24 protein-coding genes are annotated in these 19,909 nt (G+C 42.1%); 13 read left to right on the plus strand and 11 right to left on the minus strand.

The features are described 5' to 3' along the window. The first annotated feature begins 181 nt into the window (after nucleotides 1–181). The 9 genes from glyQ (at nucleotide 182) to AC4MDD_RS15705 (ending at nucleotide 8,171) form a co-directional block, all read left to right on the plus strand. Nucleotides 182–1,171 carry a glycine--tRNA ligase subunit alpha gene (gene glyQ, locus AC4MDD_RS15665; RefSeq protein ID WP_086209633.1) on the plus strand — a complete coding sequence of 330 codons (990 nt, stop codon included), beginning with the start codon at nucleotides 182–184 and terminating at the stop codon, nucleotides 1,169–1,171. Beyond that, entirely contained in the window at nucleotides 1,171–3,240 is a 2,070-nt protein-coding gene (gene glyS / locus AC4MDD_RS15670) for a glycine--tRNA ligase subunit beta (RefSeq protein ID WP_491881980.1), read from the plus strand. Before glyQ ends, glyS begins: the two co-directional genes overlap by 1 nt. A 94-nt stretch (nucleotides 3,241–3,334) precedes the next feature. Next, nucleotides 3,335–3,583, plus strand: coding sequence for an AAA family ATPase (locus AC4MDD_RS15675; RefSeq protein ID WP_491881981.1), 249 nt, complete (start codon nucleotides 3,335–3,337; stop codon nucleotides 3,581–3,583). Between the two features lie 206 nt (nucleotides 3,584–3,789). Beyond that, the gene (locus AC4MDD_RS15680; RefSeq protein ID WP_491881982.1) at nucleotides 3,790–3,963 is read left to right on the plus strand and encodes a hypothetical protein; all 174 of its coding nucleotides are present in this window, start codon (nucleotides 3,790–3,792) and stop codon (nucleotides 3,961–3,963) included. A gap of 27 nt (nucleotides 3,964–3,990) precedes the next feature. Then, nucleotides 3,991–4,923 (plus strand): IS5 family transposase, encoded by a 933-nt coding sequence (locus tag AC4MDD_RS15685; RefSeq protein WP_114392660.1) that lies wholly within the window; start codon nucleotides 3,991–3,993, stop codon nucleotides 4,921–4,923. A 22-nt stretch (nucleotides 4,924–4,945) separates the two neighbouring features. Continuing rightward, nucleotides 4,946–6,157 carry an ATP-dependent nuclease gene (locus AC4MDD_RS15690; protein WP_491881983.1) on the plus strand — a complete coding sequence of 404 codons (1,212 nt, stop codon included), beginning with the start codon at nucleotides 4,946–4,948 and terminating at the stop codon, nucleotides 6,155–6,157. A 73-nt stretch (nucleotides 6,158–6,230) separates the two neighbouring features. Further along, a complete protein-coding gene (locus AC4MDD_RS15695) occupies nucleotides 6,231–6,620 on the plus strand; it encodes a hypothetical protein (protein ID WP_490792364.1) in 390 nt (129 codons plus the stop codon). A gap of 299 nt (nucleotides 6,621–6,919) precedes the next feature. Continuing rightward, a complete protein-coding gene (locus AC4MDD_RS15700; RefSeq protein WP_178927814.1) occupies nucleotides 6,920–7,441 on the plus strand; it encodes a hypothetical protein in 522 nt (173 codons plus the stop codon). 166 nt (nucleotides 7,442–7,607) lie between these two features. Next, complete coding sequence (locus AC4MDD_RS15705; RefSeq protein WP_491881984.1) at nucleotides 7,608–8,171, plus strand: hypothetical protein; 564 nt, start codon at nucleotides 7,608–7,610, stop codon at nucleotides 8,169–8,171. 50 nt (nucleotides 8,172–8,221) lie between these two features. Here AC4MDD_RS15705 and AC4MDD_RS15710 read toward each other — a convergent pair whose 3' ends face one another. From AC4MDD_RS15710 to AC4MDD_RS15720, 3 genes are all read right to left on the minus strand, one after another. Then, nucleotides 8,222–9,178: a 2-hydroxyacid dehydrogenase gene (locus AC4MDD_RS15710; protein WP_491881985.1), complete on the minus strand. Its 957-nt coding sequence runs from the start codon at nucleotides 9,176–9,178 to the stop codon at nucleotides 8,222–8,224. 123 nt (nucleotides 9,179–9,301) lie between these two features. Further along, a complete protein-coding gene (locus tag AC4MDD_RS15715; RefSeq protein WP_259233703.1) occupies nucleotides 9,302–9,496 on the minus strand; it encodes a hypothetical protein in 195 nt (64 codons plus the stop codon). Nucleotides 9,497–9,629: 133 nt separating this feature from the next. After that, nucleotides 9,630–10,916: a hypothetical protein gene (locus AC4MDD_RS15720; RefSeq protein ID WP_491881986.1), complete on the minus strand. Its 1,287-nt coding sequence runs from the start codon at nucleotides 10,914–10,916 to the stop codon at nucleotides 9,630–9,632. Nucleotides 10,917–11,038: 122 nt separating this feature from the next. Between AC4MDD_RS15720 and AC4MDD_RS15725 the strand changes: the two genes are divergently transcribed. Both AC4MDD_RS15725 and AC4MDD_RS15730 read left to right on the plus strand, forming a co-directional pair. Beyond that, on the plus strand, nucleotides 11,039–11,818 hold the full coding sequence (locus AC4MDD_RS15725) for a class I SAM-dependent methyltransferase (RefSeq protein ID WP_491881987.1): 780 nt from the start codon (nucleotides 11,039–11,041) through the stop codon (nucleotides 11,816–11,818). Between the two features lie 12 nt (nucleotides 11,819–11,830). Beyond that, nucleotides 11,831–12,391, plus strand: coding sequence for a hypothetical protein (locus AC4MDD_RS15730; protein WP_490751869.1), 561 nt, complete (start codon nucleotides 11,831–11,833; stop codon nucleotides 12,389–12,391). 58 nt (nucleotides 12,392–12,449) lie between these two features. On the opposite strand, the gene AC4MDD_RS15735 is transcribed toward AC4MDD_RS15730, so the two are convergent. Genes AC4MDD_RS15735 through AC4MDD_RS15745 form a run of 3 tightly spaced genes read right to left on the minus strand, consistent with a single transcriptional unit; the run spans nucleotide 12,450 to nucleotide 14,793 of the window. Then, nucleotides 12,450–12,860, minus strand: coding sequence for a GFA family protein (locus tag AC4MDD_RS15735; RefSeq protein WP_490753487.1), 411 nt, complete (start codon nucleotides 12,858–12,860; stop codon nucleotides 12,450–12,452). Nucleotides 12,861–12,918: 58 nt separating this feature from the next. After that, on the minus strand, nucleotides 12,919–14,130 hold the full coding sequence (locus AC4MDD_RS15740; protein WP_491881988.1) for a TIGR03862 family flavoprotein: 1,212 nt from the start codon (nucleotides 14,128–14,130) through the stop codon (nucleotides 12,919–12,921). A 3-nt stretch (nucleotides 14,131–14,133) separates the two neighbouring features. Further along, on the minus strand, nucleotides 14,134–14,793 hold the full coding sequence (locus tag AC4MDD_RS15745; RefSeq protein ID WP_491882629.1) for a class I SAM-dependent methyltransferase: 660 nt from the start codon (nucleotides 14,791–14,793) through the stop codon (nucleotides 14,134–14,136). Between the two features lie 86 nt (nucleotides 14,794–14,879). Here AC4MDD_RS15745 and AC4MDD_RS15750 point away from each other — a divergent pair, with 86 nt between their 5' ends. Both AC4MDD_RS15750 and AC4MDD_RS15755 read left to right on the plus strand, forming a co-directional pair. Next, nucleotides 14,880–15,053, plus strand: a complete 174-nt coding sequence (locus AC4MDD_RS15750; protein WP_004692619.1) for a DNA gyrase inhibitor YacG — start codon at nucleotides 14,880–14,882, stop codon at nucleotides 15,051–15,053. A 164-nt stretch (nucleotides 15,054–15,217) separates the two neighbouring features. Next, nucleotides 15,218–15,397 carry a hypothetical protein gene (locus AC4MDD_RS15755; RefSeq protein WP_491881989.1) on the plus strand — a complete coding sequence of 60 codons (180 nt, stop codon included), beginning with the start codon at nucleotides 15,218–15,220 and terminating at the stop codon, nucleotides 15,395–15,397. Nucleotides 15,398–15,448: 51 nt separating this feature from the next. On the opposite strand, the gene AC4MDD_RS15760 is transcribed toward AC4MDD_RS15755, so the two are convergent. The 5 genes from AC4MDD_RS15760 to AC4MDD_RS15780 all read right to left on the minus strand — a co-directional run bounded on the left by AC4MDD_RS15760 (nucleotide 15,449) and on the right by AC4MDD_RS15780 (nucleotide 19,883). After that, on the minus strand, nucleotides 15,449–16,093 hold the full coding sequence (locus AC4MDD_RS15760; RefSeq protein ID WP_491881990.1) for an MBL fold metallo-hydrolase: 645 nt from the start codon (nucleotides 16,091–16,093) through the stop codon (nucleotides 15,449–15,451). Nucleotides 16,094–16,105: 12 nt separating this feature from the next. After that, nucleotides 16,106–17,128: a ferrochelatase gene (gene hemH / locus AC4MDD_RS15765; protein ID WP_491881991.1), complete on the minus strand. Its 1,023-nt coding sequence runs from the start codon at nucleotides 17,126–17,128 to the stop codon at nucleotides 16,106–16,108. Nucleotides 17,129–17,197: 69 nt separating this feature from the next. Continuing rightward, nucleotides 17,198–18,223: a DUF4062 domain-containing protein gene (locus tag AC4MDD_RS15770; RefSeq protein ID WP_195728551.1), complete on the minus strand. Its 1,026-nt coding sequence runs from the start codon at nucleotides 18,221–18,223 to the stop codon at nucleotides 17,198–17,200. 131 nt (nucleotides 18,224–18,354) lie between these two features. Next, nucleotides 18,355–19,224, minus strand: a complete 870-nt coding sequence (murI, locus tag AC4MDD_RS15775; protein ID WP_279697794.1) for a glutamate racemase — start codon at nucleotides 19,222–19,224, stop codon at nucleotides 18,355–18,357. 47 nt (nucleotides 19,225–19,271) lie between these two features. Continuing rightward, nucleotides 19,272–19,883, minus strand: coding sequence for a DUF1285 domain-containing protein (locus AC4MDD_RS15780; RefSeq protein WP_005400908.1), 612 nt, complete (start codon nucleotides 19,881–19,883; stop codon nucleotides 19,272–19,274). Nucleotides 19,884–19,909: the final 26 nt, after the last annotated feature.

Consider the following 19,909-nt stretch of genomic DNA (forward strand, 5'->3'; position numbering starts at 1 on the left):
TCTATGTCATACACGCAGCTCAATCTTTTTCAACATACAAAAATCGTGCTATCTGACTTCTCTCACGCAACCACCACAGTTAAATTTTTAAATGAATGAATCCTGCTGAACCCTTTGCCACTCCCCTGCAAAATCCTTATACTTAGAACCAATTTTTTCTTATATTTATAATGGATGCTGCATGAGTCGCGCCATATCGCATATTGATACATTCCAAGGCTTAATTCTTGCCTTACAAAACTACTGGGCTGAACAAGGTTGTGTCATTTTACAACCTTACGATATGGAAATGGGTGCAGGAACATTCCACACTGCAACATTCTTACGCGCACTTGGGCCTGAAACTTGGAACGCAGCATACGTTCAACCATCACGTCGACCGAAAGACGGTCGTTATGGCGAAAACCCAAACCGTTTGCAACATTATTACCAATTCCAAGTAGTACTGAAACCAAACCCAGACAATATCCAACAACTTTACCTAGACTCATTAAAAGCTATTGGTATCGATACCCTTACTCACGATATTCGTTTCGTAGAAGACAACTGGGAATCTCCAACACTCGGCGCTTGGGGCTTAGGTTGGGAAGTTTGGCTCAATGGTATGGAAGTGACTCAGTTTACTTACTTCCAACAAGTTGGTGGTGTTGAATGTTACCCAGTAACAGGTGAAATCACTTACGGTCTTGAACGTTTAGCCATGTACCTACAAGGTGTCGACTCTGTTTACGATCTTGTTTGGACCAAAGGTCAGTTTGGTACTGTGACTTATGGCGATGTATTCCATCAAAATGAAGTTGAGCAATCAACTTATAACTTTGAATATGCCAACGTTGAAAAAATGTTTGAATTGTTCGATTTCTATGAAGCGGAAGCAACTCGCTTAATGGAAGCTGAACTTCCACTTCCTGCCTATGAGCAAGTAATCAAAGCATCACACAGCTTTAACTTGCTCGATGCACGTGGGGCGATTTCTGTGACTGAGCGTCAACGTTATATTTTACGTGTACGTACTTTGGCTCGTTCAATTGCACAAAGTTATGTGGCGGCTCGTGCCAAACTTGGTTTCCCAATGGCAGAACCACATTTACGTGATGAAGTTTTAGCTCAATTGAAAGCTCAGGTTGAAGCAGAAGCGGCTCAAGCAGAAAAATCAGCGGAGAACAAATAATGTCTAAACATACAGTTTTATTTGAACTTGGCTGTGAAGAACTTCCACCAAAAAGCTTAAAAACTTTACGTGATGCATTGCAAGCTGAAACTGTAAAAGGCTTAAAAGATGCAGGCTTGGCTTTTGATTCTATCGAAGCCTATGCAGCACCTCGTCGTTTGGCATTGAAAATTATCAATGTCGATGGTGCTCAAGCAGATACGCAAAAACGTTTTGACGGCCCTGCTGTACAAGCTGCTTATGATGCAGAAGGCAAACCAACCAAAGCACTTGAAGGCTTTATGCGTGGTCAAGGCATTACTGCGGATCAAGTTTCAACTTTCCAAGCAGGTAAAGTTGAAAAAGTTTGCTACTTAAAAGATGTGCAAGGTCAAAGCCTTGACGCTTTACTGCCACAAATTTTACAAACTGCTTTGGATAACCTTCCAATCGCAAAACGTATGCGTTCTGCGGCAAGCCGTACTGAATTCGTTCGTCCTGTAAAATGGGTTGTATTGTTAAAAGACAACGATGTTGTTGATGCAACTATTCAGGATCACAAAGCCGGCAATGTGACTTATGGTCACCGTTTCCATGCACCTGAAGCGATTACTTTAACCAATGCAGATACATATTTAGATGCGCTTCGTGCTGCAAAAGTTGTCGCGAATTTTGAAGAGCGCCAAGCGATCATTGATCAACAAGTGAAAGCTTTGGCTGATGAAGTCAATGCGATTGCGATCGTTCCTGCTGATTTACGTGATGAAGTGACGGCATTGGTTGAATGGCCTGTTGCGCTTCGTGCAAGCTTTGAAGAACGTTTCCTTGCTGTGCCTCAAGAAGCGTTAATCACGACCATGCAAGACAACCAAAAGTATTTTTGTTTGGTGAATGCTGACAATAAACTTCAACCTTACTTTATTACTGTTTCAAATATTGAGTCTAAAGATTCAACTCAAATCATTGAAGGGAATGAGAAAGTTGTACGCCCTCGTTTGTCTGATGCTGAATTCTTCTTCTTACAAGATCAAAAGCAACCGCTTGCATCTCGTAAAGAAAAATTAGCCAATATGGTTTTCCAAGCACAGTTAGGTACGCTTTGGAATAAATCTGAACGTATTGCTAAATTGGCTGTGGCTTTATCTGCAATCACAGGTGCGAATCCTGCCGATGCTGAAAAAGCAGCACTTCTTGCAAAGTGTGATTTAACTTCTGAATTGGTTGGCGAGTTCCCAGAACTTCAAGGGATTGCGGGCACTTACTATGCACGTATTGAAGGCGAGAATGATGAAGTTGCGGAAGCTTTAGGTGAGCAATATTTACCTAAATTTGCAGGTGACGTTTTACCGCAGACCAAGACAGGTACTACGATTGCCCTTGCAGATCGTTTAGATACGTTGACTGGTATTTTCGGTATTGGTCAAGCGCCTACAGGTTCTAAAGACCCGTTTGCTTTACGTCGCTCTGCGATTGGTATTTTGCGTTTAGTGACTGAAAATAATCTTGATGTTTCAATTGAAGAACTGATCAAGCTTGCTTTGGCTGCTTATGGCGATGTATTGAAAGATCATGACAAGACTTTGGCGGATGCTGTTGCGTTCCTTGAAGGTCGTTATCGTGCGAAGTATGAAGACCAAGGCGTTGCTGTTGATGTGATTCAAGCAGTTCAAGCACTTTCTCCAAAATCACCTCTTGATTTTGATAAGCGTGTAACTGCGGTGAATCATTTCCGTAGCCTGCCTGAAGCTGCTGCTTTGGCTGCTGCGAATAAACGTGTTGCGAATATCTTGGCGAAAGAAGCTGCACCTACGGGTGAGATTGTTGAGTCTAAATTGGTTGAAGATGCTGAAAAAGCACTTTATGCAGAGATTCAAAATATTCTACCTGTGGTTCAACCGCTTTTGGCTGCAAAAGACTATACCGCTGCCCTTTCTAAGTTAGCTGCGCTGCGTGCGCCAATTGATGCCTTCTTTGATGGTGTGATGGTTATAGCAGATGATGCGGAATTGAAAGCAAACCGTTTACGTTTACTGGCTCAGTTACGAGACTTGTTTACCAGTGTTGCGGATATTTCGGTGTTGCAGCACTAAAGTCTTAGTTGCTTGAGTTTTAAACAAAACCCCGCTATAAATTAGTGGGGTTTTTTCTTTATAAAAATATAAAATTATTTACTGAGAGTTTAAAATGAGTGTAACTATTAAAGAGTTAGAAATAAAAAACTTTAGATCATGCAAAGACACTAAAGTTTTAATGAAAAACTTTACAGCGCTTATTGGTTATAATAATGCTGGAAAATCAAACATAATATTGGCAATTAAGTTTCTTTTAGAAGGACTAAGTGCAAAGACATTTAACTACTATACTAATGCTAATAATCATGATGACCCTATAATTGTCACTGCAACCTTAATCAATATAAAAAAGAATTATTAAATCTACTAGAAGATGATCATGCTACAAAACTAAGACCATTTATTATTAATGAAGAGTTAAAAATCCGAAGATCAACATTTATCGAGAATAATAGCAAACAAAAAATTGTTGTTACCTTATTCAATGGTAACGAATGGAAACCTATTCAATCTGGTATTGAACAATCAATTATAAAAATTTTTCCAAAATTCATCCATATTGAAGCTATGTCTGATGCTCAAGAGGACTCAACTAAAAACAAAAGTGGTACAGCTATATCTAAACTACTTGATCTTATATCACTTGAAATCCAAGAAAATTATCAAGAGCAATTCACTTCCAGTTTGGCAAAAGTATCAGAATTACTATCCCATGGCTTTGTTGCACAAACCTATCTGTAAAGGGTTTTTCAGCGATATAATTTTCAAATGAAGAAGCCTACACACAAAATCTACCGCACAACCAATTGGCCCGCATATAACCGAGCACTCATGAGTCGCGGAAATATTGCCATTTGGTTTGATCCTGCTACGCAATGGTATGCGCCATCAAAAGGCAAACAAGGGCGAAATCAAACCTACTCCGACGCAGCCATCCAATGCTGCTTAATGATTAAATCCTTATTCCGTCTGTCTTTACGTATGGTCACTGGCTTTGTGCAAAGTCTGATTAAACTTTGCGGATTAAATTGGATAGCTCCAGATTACACCACGCTTTGTAGAAGACAAAAGCATATTGATATTGTAATCAGCTACCAAAAAAGTAGCGATGGGCTGCATCTACTCATGGACTCTACAGGCATGAAGTTTCTAGGTGAGGGCGAATGGAAACGCAAGAAACATGGACCTGAATATCGTCGCCAATGGCGTAAACTTCATATTGGTATAGATGCTAAAACCCTACAAATACGAGCAGTTCAGCTTACAACCAATAATGTCAGTGATTCACAGGTGCTTGGTGATTTACTTAATCAGATTCCACAAGATGAGCGGATTGACTCTGTTTATACCGATGGAGCTTATGACACCAAGCAATGCCGTCAGGTCATTGCAGATCGGCAAGGGCATGCGGTGATTCCACCTAGAAAAAATGCGAAACAATGGAAAGATACAAAGAGTAGCTCGCTAGAGCGAAATGAATTACTTAGAACAATTAAACGTTTAGGCAGGACACTATGGAAAAAATGGTCAGGCTATCATCGGCGAAGTTTGGTTGAAACTAAGATGCATTGCATCAAATTATTAGGAGATAAACTCAGCGCAAGGAGTTTTGATAGCCAAGTGAATGAAATCCATGCACGTGTAGCAGTCCTTAACAGATTTACGGAATTAGGTCGACCACTTACCCAAGTTACGCCTTAAATTTAGCTCAATTAGGGGCGCTTTGCATTTCAAATCTTTGTGCAACAAAGCCCTATCCCATAATGGTGAACAACGAATTGATGCTTTATCTACTGTAGATGCAGGAATCAATCATATTTTACATAATTTTTTCCCTGATATTTCAGTAAAACTTCATTTTCCGACTCCAACTATTGAAGACATTTTTAAAAATGGAACTATTAAAATTTTTGAGAATGAGACTATTGAAAGAGATTTTTCAAATTTTGGGCATGGTAGCCAACGTTCAATCCAAATGGCTTTAATACGCTATTTAGCTGATATTCAACAGAACAACCCCAACCTAAGAAGATCGAATACTATTATTTGTATTGATGAACCAGAACTATATTTACATCCCACTACCATTGAATTAGTCCGTGATGCTTTGATCATTTTAGGTAATTTCGGATATCAGATTATATTTTCGACTCATTCAGCAAACCTTTTGTCTGCTAATCATGCTGTTAATGCAATCCAAATTTATAAAAACTCAGAATTAGGGACACAAGCAAGACAACCAATTTCACATATCATTAACCAAATTTCTCAAAATCGATTCGCACAACTTAATGATGCTTTTAAATTAAATAATGCATCCCATATTTTCTTTAGTGACGAAGTTCTACTAGTTGAAGGTAAAACTGAATTACGTGTCTTACCAAATATTTATTCAAAAATTACAGATCGTCCTTTCCATTTAAGAAAGATCGCGTTAATAGCAGTAGAAGGAAAACATAATTTAATTCCTATGCAAAAAGTTATTCAAGCTCTTGGCATTCCAGTTCGCATAATTGCTGATTTAGACTTTATTGGTAATTGTGCATTTTGGGAGCTAATTGATGAAAATAATGCAAAAGATTTCGAGGATTTTAGAAAATTTGTTCAGAAATATAAAGATCATTCTGATTTGCAAATAGATACAGAACACACTATCAACTGCGATACTTTACGCCAGATTAAGGCAAAGAAATTTAATTCCATCGCTTCATTTCCTGAAGCTAAACCCATAATTGAAAATATTCATAAATCTCTAAAAGCTAAAGATATTTATATTTGGAAAAAAGGTGACATCGAATCTATTTATGGTTTTAACTCAAAGAAAGAACAAGAGTGGAAACTATTTAATTCAGCATTAATAAATAATGAAATTCCGCTAGAAAGTTTAATACATGACTTTGAACATCTCTTAGATGCTATTCATTGGATAAATTAACATTATCAGGAATAGCCAACCTTTTCTTAATTCCCTATACTCAACCTAACAACTCGCAACAAGAACGAACCTTATGAAATTAAAAACTGCACTTTTCGCTACTTTTGCTGCCCTTTCTATTACAGCATGTACATCTCAACCAACGATTCCACAGTTGACAGCGGGTGTATTACAAGAAGTCCAAGATATTGAAGTCTATCCAGACACAACCAATAACAAAGCAAAACTGACCAAATTTGAAGACAAATGCGTCATCGAATTTACCGGCAACCTCAAAGCAGGCAAAGTCGTAGAACAGTGGGCGTTCCGTGACTACACCCTCATCACAGGTGGCTCAGCAACCTTTGCACTCGATGGCACAAGCACAGCAACCAAATTTGAATTACACGATGCAGAAGTACAGAAAAACTTCCTCGCACTACGTAATCACTTTGCAAAAGAAGCCTTAGCGCAATGTAACTAAGCAAATCGTCATCACTGGTGCAACATCAGTGATGACTTCCTCTCAAATGCCTTCCGCTTCATATCTTTTATTTCAACGCTAGTCTCCATACTCTTTACATTTAAAACAACGACCACGCATAAACTTACATAATTTTAATGAATTAACTGAACGACACAATTTTCAGCCCATTGTTCATTCGCTGTTGCAGCATTGTGCGACTTTCATATCAAACGCTATTTTTGAGCTCATTTCTGTCTATGATGACTGCTGTTCTGAACTCCTCATCGGGTTCTGTCATAAGAGGTAGAAAATCAAAGATGAAAGTTTTAACAAAGACACTCACCGCTTCGGCTTTAACCACTGCACTTTTAGCTTCCACTTCCCTATTTGCAAATACCACAGCCAATACATCGGCCAATGTTCAAGTTCAAACCTCGCAGCCAAGCGTATTGCAAAACTTAAAACATGATGTCAAACATGCCGCACATGCTACAGGAGAAACGGTTGAGCATGGTGTCGACAAAACCAAAGCATTCAGCAAAGAAAAATGGCAAGACACCAAAGAATTTTCAGCTGAAAAATCTGCTGTCGTAAAAGATAAGGCTGGTGACGTTAAACACTCTGTTGAGCATAACACCAAAAAAAGTGGTCACTATATAGCGGATAAAGCGAAACAAGGCCAACAAGCGACCAAACAAAAATGGCAGGAAACTAAGCAGGCTGTCAGTGGTCAACCTAAACGTGCTGACGTAAATGGGCAGGCTCAAGTGGAACTAGATACACCTGTTGCTAAAGCCAAAGTCGGTTCATCTGCGGATGCTGCCGTTGGCGCGAAGTAGAAGTTAAACTCCTCCAGAGTTGAAAGAGTCCACATGCTGGGCTCTTTTTTAGCTATATACGTTTGCACACTAAGCTTGTTTACAACCAAGCACATGAAATTCACACAAAGAGGCTTTATGCTAAAACGCTGATTTATGCACGATAGCCCAAGAGGTACACTGCTCTATGAATATGATGAAAACAACACTCTTCTGCGCTCTTTTAATGACAACAGCAGGTGTATGGGCACAAACAGAAACCACCACTCAGCAAGCGCAAAAGCCAATTACGCCTTATGGTAAAAACCCCAACATCTTTCACGTTTGGGCTTATAAAACTCAAGAAGGTGTGATTAACACGGCGGAAAAAGTCGGGACTGCAACAGAAAAAGGCATCCAAAAAATTCGCCCTTCTGCACACCAAGCCTTGGATAGTGCAAAAACCATCACCAACAACACCGCAGAACAAGCCAAAGAAACAGGACAGCAAGTCACCCAAAATGTGAATAAAAAGCTGCATGAAACCAAGCAAGTGATTACTGGCCAAACAGATCAACCCGCTCCTATTTACCAAGGCAGCTTGAGTCAACCGTCATCTGCACCCGCAGATGCTCCTGCGGTTCAAGCGCCTTCAGTCTCATCTGCACAGCCTGTCGCACCACAAACAATGAATGAACCCACGATTACCCAAGCACCGTCTTCCTTTACACCTGCTCAAGCAGAAGAAGAAATCAAAGTGACTAAGCTTTAATAGCAAAAAAGCCCATCAATTGATGGGCTTTTTAGTTGTCATTATTTGCTTTAATTCACCCGACGGATTGGCTGCCCTGCTTGAAAAGCTTGAGCATTTTCGACCAACTGCTGCACCATGCGCTGACGTGCGTCGACACTGCCCCACGCACTGTGTGGTGTGATGATTAAATTCGGCAGACGAGCATCCAATAAAACATTACCCTCTTTAGGTGGCTCAACGGTCAATACATCGGTTGCTGCACCCGCAATTTCACCCTGTTTTAACGCGTCTGCCAAAGCTGCTTCATTGACAATTCCACCCCGTGCACAATTAATTAAAAAGGCACTTTTTTTCATTTTTGTAAAAGCTTGAGCATCAATCAGGTCACGTGTGTCATCGGTTAATGGACAATGCAGACTGACAAAATCCGATTGCGCTAACAATTCATCAAAGCCTACTCGTGTTGGGTTAGTATGTGGACGGTTCGGCAAATTGCCCACTAAAACCCGCATACCAAATGCTTCAGCGAGTTTAGCCACCGCCTGCCCCAATTCCCCATACCCTAAAATGCCCAAGGTCTTGCCGGAAAGTTCGATAATTGGGTAGTCCAGTAGACAAAACTGCGAGGCTTTATTCCATTCACCCTGCTGCACCGCGCGGTCGTATTGCAAGCATGAGGTTGCAAGGTTGAGCATCAACATTAAAGTATGCTGTGCCACCGCTGCCGTGCCATAACCCTGACAATTACACACCACAACATCTTGCGCTTTGGCTTGCTGCAAATCGATGTTATTGGTGCCAGTGGCAGAGATTAAAATCAACTTTAACTGAGAGCATTGTTTTAGGGTATCGGCATCCACCAACACTTTGTTGCTAATAATCACATCTGCGTCTTGCACGCGCGCAACAAGCGTCTCAGCATCGGTACTTGGGTAAAGGATCAGTTCATCAAAAACAGCATGCAGTGCTTGAAAGTCCAAATCATTTTTATCTAAGGATGCACAATCTAAAAATACGGCTTTCATTGCTCACGTCCTGTTGTTCTGCATAATGATAGAACGCTTATTTAAACCAACTCAGCTCCATTTTTCAACGTAAACACTGTCTTGACCACCTAAAAATAGCCGCTATACACAGAAAAAAGCCCGCTATTTAACGGGCTTATTACGATGAATACGAATAGAAATACTGATCTGTTTAATCACATAAAACGTCAGGATCAGCAGGAGAATGAGACCACCACCGAATGTCAGATAAGCTGGCTCTAAACTTTGTGCCAGTACGCTTTGTGAGGTTGAAATAAACAGTAATGTTATAAATACAGCCGACCAATGTCTTTGCATTGCTTCCACCCTATTTGATCTTTATCCGTATTGTTTAAAATGTAAACAATACTTTCATATTAAACCAAATAGGGCGCAAAACAAGTGCTTAGCTTTAGACCAAAGCCCTATAGGAATACATCACATAAACGCATCATAGAAACACATCTGACTCAGCATCGCTTGACACCAAAAACTGCGCCGTTTCTGGAATATCCTCAACCAAATCAAAGCCACCATATTCATCACAGCTAAAGTTAAACTGCTTATAGCTAATCAGATAATAGTCACTGTATTTTTTCATTAACAATGGATGCATTCCAGCGCTCAATTCGGCTTGTTCATGCACCAATTTCATCATCTGACGGTCATTCATCACCACGGTATAGCGCATGTCATTATAGTAAATGTGTACTAGTCCATTGCCCTTGGCAAAAATCGGCAGCAGAAACTTATGATTCAGCGCAATGGCATCTGGTGCATAGCTTTCAATCTTTTGACTGATCATATTGAATACTAAACCATGTCCAAAACTATCCATTAACTGACAGCTATTTTCTTGCGGTAAATTGACCTGAATGCCCAGTTTCAACAGATCGGTCTGGCTCACTTGTCGATTGCTGAGTAACTCGCGGATAATGCTTTGTTTTAGCTTGGCATCAAAAAATTGACCGTCTAACTCAAGCTCATTATTTTTCAGAATTCGTCCCAAAGAAAAGCGATGACGCGGCAACAAGTTTTCGATCACTTTACGGTAGTAAAACTTGCTATTCTTTTTCACTTCACGAATTTTTTTATAAAAATACGGTGCATCAAACTCATGACGTAAAAAATCGTGTAACAAATCTGAACTGGCCAGAACGGCAATCGCATCATGCCCTGTAAAAGGTAAGTTCAGGGTATTCAGATTCGGCACGACCGTTTGTAATTTTTCATAATGCGCACGGTCTTCAGAGCAGTAAGGGTCATAAATAACAATGTATTCACACTCTGCCGAGACATCCTTCGCCTGTACCTGCATGTCATGGTTCAGTTCAGGCTGATAGAACATGTTATAGCGTTTATCCGTCACCTGTTCAGGGTCAATCGAATACTGCGGCACCAAGGCCACCACGCGCTTAAAACCAAGCAGTTTAGAGTATTTAATCGCGGCATAGCCGCCCATTGACCCTGCATAGGCAATGCGGGTTTGAAAGGGTGCAATCCACGCGCGAATTGCTTCCAACATCGCTAACATCGAAGACTCTGGAAACCATGACTTTTGTTTTGGCATAATGCCAACCACATTGAAGCCAAACTTGGCTAGCGACTTTTCAGCATTGATCGACGTTCCCTTGGCACGGGTAATCAGGTCGCCAAAAGAGAAAATAAGTTCGTCCGATGAACCCTGTAAAAAAATGACACGAATCTGTTCGTCTTCAAAAATAATTTGTTTCGCCATGTCCATGCTGAGAGATTTCATTCCTATAAAGTGAGGTCATGTTCGTTCCATACAGCATAAGCGATTTCATCGAACCAAATGTGTTATTTTATAGATGCAGAGCAGATAAAAAAGCGCAAAATATGACACAATTACTCCATCCTGCAGCACAACACGGGTTTAGCGCAGCTGCTGAACTTTATCAACAAGTACGTCCAAGTTATCCACAAGAGATCCATGCGTGGCTCACCGAGCAACTGCATTTAAACGCAAATTCACATGTGATTGATCTTGCCTCGGGTACAGGAAAGTTTCTGCCTTATCTGATTCCACATAGTGGACAGCTCACTGCCATCGAACCTGTTACCGAAATGTTAGCTCAGCTCAAACTGGCTTACCCACAGGTGGAGACATTACAAGCCTTTAGTGACCATATTCCCCTACCATCGCAAAGTATCGATGCAGTTTTATCTGCGCAGGCCTTCCACTGGTTTGCCAATCTGGACAGTTTAAAAGAAATCCATCGTGTCCTAAAACCGCAAGGGCATTTGGGCTTGGTCTGGAATCAACGCGACACTCAAGTCGACTGGGTCAATGCTCTGGCAGAACGGCTCGCTCCTTTAGAAGGAGAGACCCCGCGTTATCATAGTGGGCTATGGAAAAAAGTCTTTGAACATCAACACTTATTTCAGCTCAAAAGCCTGCATCAGTTTGCACAGCAGCAAACAGGTACAGTAGAACAAGCCGTCTCAAAACGCCTCCTTTCGACCAGCTTTATTGCCGCAATGCCTACGGAGCAACAGCAGGATTTAAAACATCAGTTTGAACAAATTGTGCAGCAGTACACGGGTAAACAGCCACAAGATGAAATCAGTTTTCCTTACATCACCTATGCCTATCACTTTCAAAAAATAGCAGAATAATAGGACACCGATATGAACCCACATACTCTTTCATTGAAACAGGTTCTACTGCCGCTTCTTTTAGGTGGCAGCTTAATCCTCACAGGCTGTAATAAAGCCAATCAATCTGCTGAGCAAGACACGCTTTCAAGCGATGATAAAATTCTGCAAGAACTCAGCTCTGAACCTGTCAAAAGTTTTGCAAAAACAGCCAATGATCCACACGATATTGCGCTCTTGGTCGACTATGACCAGCGCTTTAGCAGCATGAGTGATGAAATGGAAGATGAACTCATGAAAATGCGTGAGGCAGGCACGCTCACGGATGAATTTGCAAAAACACGTCAACAAGACAACATTCAGTCTGCACTGAATATGCTTAAAGAGCTGGATTTAAAAACAGAACAAGGGCGCTACATTCAAACTTTGATGTACCAATATTGGGATAACCAAGCCAAAATCATCCAAGATAAAGCCGCAGCACCACATGATAACGTGAAAGGCCTCGGTGAGCTTATTCATGCTCAAGAGCAGCTTGAACACTGGCAGTCGCAGTATCCTAAAGCTCAAGATATGATGTCGACAGGCTACTAACTCAATCGCGGAAAAAGAAAAGGGATCAGATGATCCCTTTTCTTTGTATGTGTTCTAACTATGGGCGTTCAGCATATTGTGGTAATGCATCACAAATGTTGTCCCACTCGGCTTGAGATGCCACAAAAATATGCTGCGTCGGCTTTTGCGCTAAAGGGGTATCTAAAGTGCCGATCCGCAAACGGTAAAACTCAGGGGTGTCGGCCTTAATGCTGATAATCGGTGAACCACAGTTGCCACAGAAACAGCGCTCTGTGCCTGCACTCGATGCATATTTTTTTACGACGTCCTGACCAGAGGTCAGTTTGAAATCCGCCTTAGCAATCGGTGCATTGGTTGCATATGCCGTTCCATTGGCCTTGCGACATTTTTGACAATGGCATTGAATAATATCGCCAATCGGCCCATCAATTTGATAAGTCACTGCACCGCATAGGCAGCTGCCCACATACTGCTGAAGATCCGACATCATGATGCTCCTTGAATTTTTTATTCAAATTAGCACAGCTGATCTTCAGTTGCATCGCTTATGGCGATTTTTTTGCCACATTCAAATACTGCATAACACCCTCACCTGCGGCACGTCCTGTTGCAAAACATGCAGTGAGTAAGTAGCCCCCTGTGGGTGCATCCCAGTCCAACATTTCCCCACATAAAAAAACAGCGGGATTGGATTTTAATTGTAGCTGCGGGTTCAGGCCTTTACGGCGCACACCGCCAGCACAACTTATGGCTTCTTCAATCGGACGAAAACCAGTTAAAGGAATCTGTAATTGCTTCACCTGCTGCGCCAATTGTTCAGGGTGATTCCAGTGATCTTTTGCAACCAACTCTCGCACTAAACTCGCCTTAGCTGCATCTAAACCAGCTTTACGCCAAACATTACTTAACGACTGTTTTTTTGTGGGTTTCAGACGCACAGCCAATTCTTGAACAGTGACATCTGGCAGTAAATCAAGCGTTAACACTAAAGGTTGGAGCTGTTTTTGCTGCGCACGCAGCGCTCGACCTTGCTTATAGACCAAACCACTTTCTAGACCATAATGGGTGATGACGATATCGCCCATACTTTTTTCCGCATCGCCCACCCATGCCGCGATACGTTTCAGTGGCTGCCCAAAGACGGGTTGCATATAGGTAGACCATTCATGTTCTACCCCAGCATTGCTGGCTTGAAAAGGCTCAATTTCATCGGCCTCCAACCAGTTTTGCCAAGCGCCATCACTACCGAGCTTAGACCATGACACCGCTCCGCAAGCCAAAACGATCGCATCATAGCTCTGGCTGTGCACTTGATCACTAAGCAAAGATTTAATTTCAAGCGTATGCTCTTTGAGGCTGAGGCATTGATGACGATAGTAAAACTTGACGCCTGACTCAACCAAGCGTTTCAACCATGCACGTAATAAAGGCGCGGCTTTCATTTCAATCGGGAAAATACGCCCAGACGTTCCGACATAGGACTCAATGCCTAAACCTTTCATCCATGCTTGAATCCATGTGGCATCCCACTTACGAATCCAAGGTGCTAGCCATTCAGCTTGATCATAACGACCTATAAACTGCTCCACAGGTTCTGCATGAGAGATATTCAGTCCTGTTTTACCCGCCATCAGGAACTTACGTGCAGCAGATGGTTTTTGTTCAAACACATCGACCTGAACATCATATTGGCTCAACACTTCTGCCGCCATCAAACCTGCTGGGCCCGCCCCAATAATTGCAATACGCTTTGGCATGATTTATTCAGCTTGATCCGAAGATTGCACCTGTGAGGTCTGACCTTGCAAAGCCTGAAACGCGTCAAAACGCGTGCGATAACCTTCAGGTTTGGTGATGATCAACTGTTGGCAGAGCTCGCCTCGTTCTAAGTATTTAATTTCAAAATGCGTCCTCGCAGAACTATCCGCGATGCGCTCTTTTACAAACGGTAACTTCCACACCTCAATCAACTGTTGCTGTGCTTCTTCGATATATTCTGGAATATTACTGGCTAAAGTAATTTGTCCGCCCACTTGTAAACGTGATATCAGAAACTCAAAAAACGGCATATTCAACCAGCGCTGTGCAGGATTATGCGGTTCAGGGTTGGGATAAAGAATAAAGAACTGTTCAACCTGCTGCGGTTGCAAGGCATGTACCACCCACGGTAAAGCATCGGCATGTACCAGCTGTAAATTCTGCTGACCTTCTAAGCCATGTTGTTTCTGCATCGCCACAAACTTTTCACGGGTTCGCTCAACCGCAATCAGCTTTTTCTCAGGATGATTGGCCGTAAACAATAAAGCATGTTTACCCTTGCCCGCCCCAATTTCCACACACAGTGGATCAGGACTGATCATTTGAAAATCACGAGGCGCATGCATACGCTGGGCTTGAAATTGACGAATCGGCATAATCAGATCAAACTAAGAAAAAAACCGCATCAGTCTAACAACTGCCAACGTTTTTGCCTATTTCAATCCGAAAATTTTATCTGGAGTCGACCATGCCACACACTTTCCCTTGTCCCCGTTGTGGAGAAATGAGTCAATGGGAAGACAACGCCTTTCGTCCTTTTTGTTCTGAACGCTGCAAACTGATCGACTTAGGTGCATGGGCCAATGATGAATATCGCCTCCCAACGCAAGATGCACCGCAAGCAGAAAACTCAGAAGAATAATATGTTTAATTTCATGATATTTTTCATATTTTAAGAGAAATTGTTCATTATTTAATATCTTAATATTCGCTTAAAAGGATAATTCGTCGACTATACTCCCCCAAAATTGGTACATGCTCACAGCATGATCAAGTCACAAAAATAACATCCTAAAGGGGGATAAGATGAATATCCTGAGTAAGATTATTGTTTTAATTGGCGTTTTACTCGCGATCTGTCTATTCAGTTTTGGCATCTATATGCAAGATCTGTTAATCGTCTCGATTGGACTATTAGTGGCCTTATTCTCTATCGTGTTTGCTCTAGAAACCCAACACATTTTGAATAATCCATTTCGCAAATAAAAAGTCAGCAGCTGCTGACTTTTTTTATTTTTCAATAAGACCACAAAGCGCTTAGCCTGCTTTTCCTGCCACAAAGGGGTTATGTTGTTTTTCAAAACCAATGGTACTGATTGGGCCATGTCCTGAAATGAACTGCGTCTCATCGGGTAAGCTAAAGCATTCACGCTGAATAGAGTCAATCAGCTGCTGATGATTGCCACGCGGAAAGTCGGTACGACCAATGGAGCCTTTAAACAACACATCGCCGGTCCACAGCAGACCATAGTTTTTGTTATAAAACATCACATGACCCGGAGTATGTCCAGGGGCAAAACGTACTTCAAACGCTTCATCTCCCAGTTTAAGGACTTCACCACCTTCTAGCCATGTCGTGACATCCACCTTTTCAGGAACAGGAAAACCATAACGCTGCGAGACTTCTTGGATCATATCCAACCAAAAGGCATCTTCTTTATGCGGGCCAATCACAGGGACATCCCACAGTTTTTTTAATGCCCCGACTGCTCCAGCATGATCTAAATGTCCGTGCGTCAACCAAAGCGCTTTTACTGTCAAACCCAACGCTTCAATTTCTGCTTTAAGCTTCTCAGGCTCCCCACCTGCATCAATTAAAATTGCTTCTTTACTGTCACTGTCCCAAACAATGGAACAGTTCTGCTGAAATGCCGTTACAGGCACAATTTTAACTTGCAACATAGAGTGTCAACCTCAATTCGTTTTGCTGGCTAATGTCTGTTTTAAGGCATCAAGATTAGCCTGAACCAGCGTATTGAGCAATTGCAAATGATCTCCGCGGCTGTTCAAGGCTGGAATATATTGATACCGCTCTCCACCTTGAGACAAAAACAATTCAGCATTCTGGATCGCCAGTTCCTCTAAAGTTTCTAAGCAATCCGCTGAAAACGCAGGACTCATAATTTGTACCGATTTCACCCCCTGCGCCGCCCATTCGGCCAGTAAGGCATCGGTATAGGGTTTCACCCACTCTTGTTTCCCAAAACGAGACTGGAAACTGATTGCCCATTCATCTTCCGCTAGGCTCAATTCGGCTGCCACCAACTGTCCTGTGATACGGCAACGGTCGGCATAGGGATCACCTTTATCGGCATAAGGCTGTGGAATACCATGGAAAGACATTAACAGCTTTTCACTCACCCCATGTTCAGCACGGAAATCGCGCACACTTTGCGCCAATGCCTGAATGTATAAAGGGTGCTGATAATAATCACGAATAATGCTCAGCCCCGGCAAATTACGCTGCTTTGGAATCCACTTCGCGAAAGCATCATATAAAGGCGCGCTGGATGTTGCCGAGTATTGCGGAAACAAAGGAAAAAGTACAATATGATCTTGCGGGTTTTGACTCAACTCAGCAAGCAAGGGCTGAATGCCGGGATTACCATAGGTCATCGCAGGAACAATATTCAGCTCAAACTCAGGATATTGCAAAATCAACTGCTGTTGTAACGCGGCCACTTGAGTCAGCAAAATTTCTCGCATTGGAGAATCGCTGCCCCACACCATGGCATACGCATGGGCAACGCGTTTTGGGCGAAACGGCAAAATAAATAAACGGAGAATAATCTGCCAAAGCGGTTTGGGAATTTCAATCACTCGCTGGTCTGACAAAAACTGATCCAAAAAGCGACGCACTGCTGAAGCTGTCGGTGCATCAGGCGTTCCCAAATTTGCCAAAATAACAGTAACTTTTGCTTTTGTTGCAGTAGACATTCAGCCCTCGTGGCTCGTTTTCGAATGTCTCTACTGTAACAGTTTTCAGTTCATTATCTAAATGGATAACTACGAAGATTGAAATTGAAAAGGCCGATCCTTTTCCAATAAATTACTCTCCAAAAGTTTCGTCGCCTTCGGGGTCAACTGCCAAAGCATGCGCTGACGATCATCTCGACCCGACTGAACAATCCAATCATTTTGACGCATTTGCATTTTGATACTGTGCAAAGCACGAATATTAATTTGCGAGCGCGCAACAGCATGGGCACGAGGCATTTCTAGACGTGCATCATTCAAACCAGTTTCGTTTAAATACTCATTTATGCGTTTGGAGAAATACTCTTCAGGAGTGGGGTGAATAAAGGTTGTCCCCAAAACCGAGAGTAATTGCGCCCAAGTCATCTGCTTTTGAATTTTCAGCTCTTTAAAATTGCCATCTTGATAGGCATGCATCCGATAATCAAAAGCAAAAAAATCATGCATAGCCACTTTGGGTAAAGACAAAAATGGATCGACTTCACGTTTACCCGCTTCAGTTTCCAATTGCACCAATTTGGCTTTGAGTTTATCAATTTCGTCATGCAACACTTGGGTGTTCTGCGGACGTACCCAACCCGATACAGGATAGCGCTCTAGCATTTGCGTCATATTCAAGCGAACGGCCATTTCCAAGTCACGCATGGTGCGATAAGTGAAAACCTGATCGACTTCGTTTTGGAGTAGTTTTCTAAACTCTTTGAATTTTTCACGCAGCTCAGCTTTGTCGTCATGTAAACATAACTCACGGGCATCAGGATCATCATGCATAAATACAATAATCGGCTTTTGTTTGGTGACCGCATAAATGTATTCAAGGTGCATATATCCCACCCCTGACACGGACTGTTCGCCATATTTGCTGCCCAGCAACAATATGACATAGTCACAGTCATCGATCTGACGACGTGCAAAAGCTGTTGAAAGTGGTGTCCGTTGTTCTAATCCCCAAGAAAAAAATCCCATGCCCACTAAAGTTTGGGCCAAAATGATCCGCTCTGGTTGCATCTCGCTTCCAGAAGTAGTTATAAACACTTGATAACGCTTATCGAGCATCGGTTATCCTCATTATTCTTCGCAGCATCCCATCCCCCAAATTCCATTAGATAGACACTGCGACTAACTCAAGCATATTAGGTTGCAATTTTTGACTATATATCAAAATACTCGACTTATTTGTTTAAAAATTAATCAGATATGTTTGAAATAGTCCAATTTAGTTCTGGTTCAAGCAAAAGTTGTAAGATAGGTCTCAAACTTTCTGCATTATTTCCACTGACATAACATTCAATTCGAACATCACTTTCATGATTTTGTTCAAATAATAACTCATTTTTGATTAAAATACGGGCTGTTTGTCGTGCAACTGCCAGTCCAGAGTCAATTAATGTCAGTTTCTGACCAAAAATAGATTGTATCGCTATTTTCAAAAAAGGGTAATGGGTACAGCCTAAAACTAAGTAATCTGCACCCTGATCAACAACCGGTTGTAAAATATCTTTTAACGTGGCTAAACATGCCGCACTCATCTGTGCGCCGCTCTCAACAAAAGGCACTAAATCTAAGCAGGTCACTGGAATCACCGTGACTCCCGAAGGCTGTGCAAACTTATCAACGACGTCTTTAATCAGTTGCCCGCGAAAGGTCGCAGGGGTCGCTAAAACAGCCACAGTCTTGGATTTGCTTTGCAATACCGCAGGTTTTAGGGCAGGAACAAGGCCGATAATCGGGAAGTTGTCGCCATAGTGCTCGCGTAAATAATCCAAACTAAAGGCTGAAGCGGTATTACACGCCACAACTGCAACCTTACAGCCTTGGCGGTAAAGCCACTCAATCGCTTGTGCAGTCAATTCTCGGATATTTTGATCATCGCGCGGCCCATAAGGCACATGCGCTGTATCGGCAAAATAAATAAATCGTTCATGCGGTAAATGCTTGGCAATTTCTTGAGCGATAGATAAGCCGCCTATCCCCGAATCAAATATCCCGATTGGCGCATTGGCTGTCGCTTTTGGCATAGGATTGATCAGAGGAAATAAGGGCTGAATGGCACTCATGGGGACTCGTTGCAGTATAAAGTTAAAAGATCAATCAAGCTTAAACCTCAGGTGCCTAATTGCAATAGCAAATCACCACTTTGTAAGCTCAGTTTGGCTTCACCTTCCGCATCGTCGCTTAGCTCACCCATTTCCACCAAATGAAAAAAAGCAGCACGCTGAATCAGTGCATTGATGCCAAAGCGAACATGCACATAAGGACGTAGCTCCCCTTGGAAAGCACGCATAAAAATGGGATGGTCCTCATCAACGATCACCACATCATGCGTGGTCGTGGTCAGCTGTAGGTAGATTTTTCCTGCAATTTCGACTTGATCGACCTGATTGACAAATAAAGGCTCATCTTCAACCTCGATTTCAATCTGCTCGACCGGGGTTTTGAGATAAAATTTTCCGTCCTCTTTCCAAAGTACCGTTGCAAACAGCTCAATCATGGCTTGGCGTTTGATCAATTGACCTTCGTGCCACCATTCTCCATTGGCTAAAACCTTCAAATCCATTGCGCCACAATGCTTTGGGTGCCATTGATCTAAAGGGGGGATTGACCTTTTGTGACCGGACTGTCCATCTTTTATGTATTGTGCAATATCGGTTAAGTTTTTATTATCAGCAATAGCTACTTTTTTCGTCGGATTTGCTGAGTTGTGCTGCTTATCCATAAAATTCATGCCTGTCTGACGGAAAA

The organism is Acinetobacter sp. CAU_H_29a_1 (assembly GCF_058599505.1).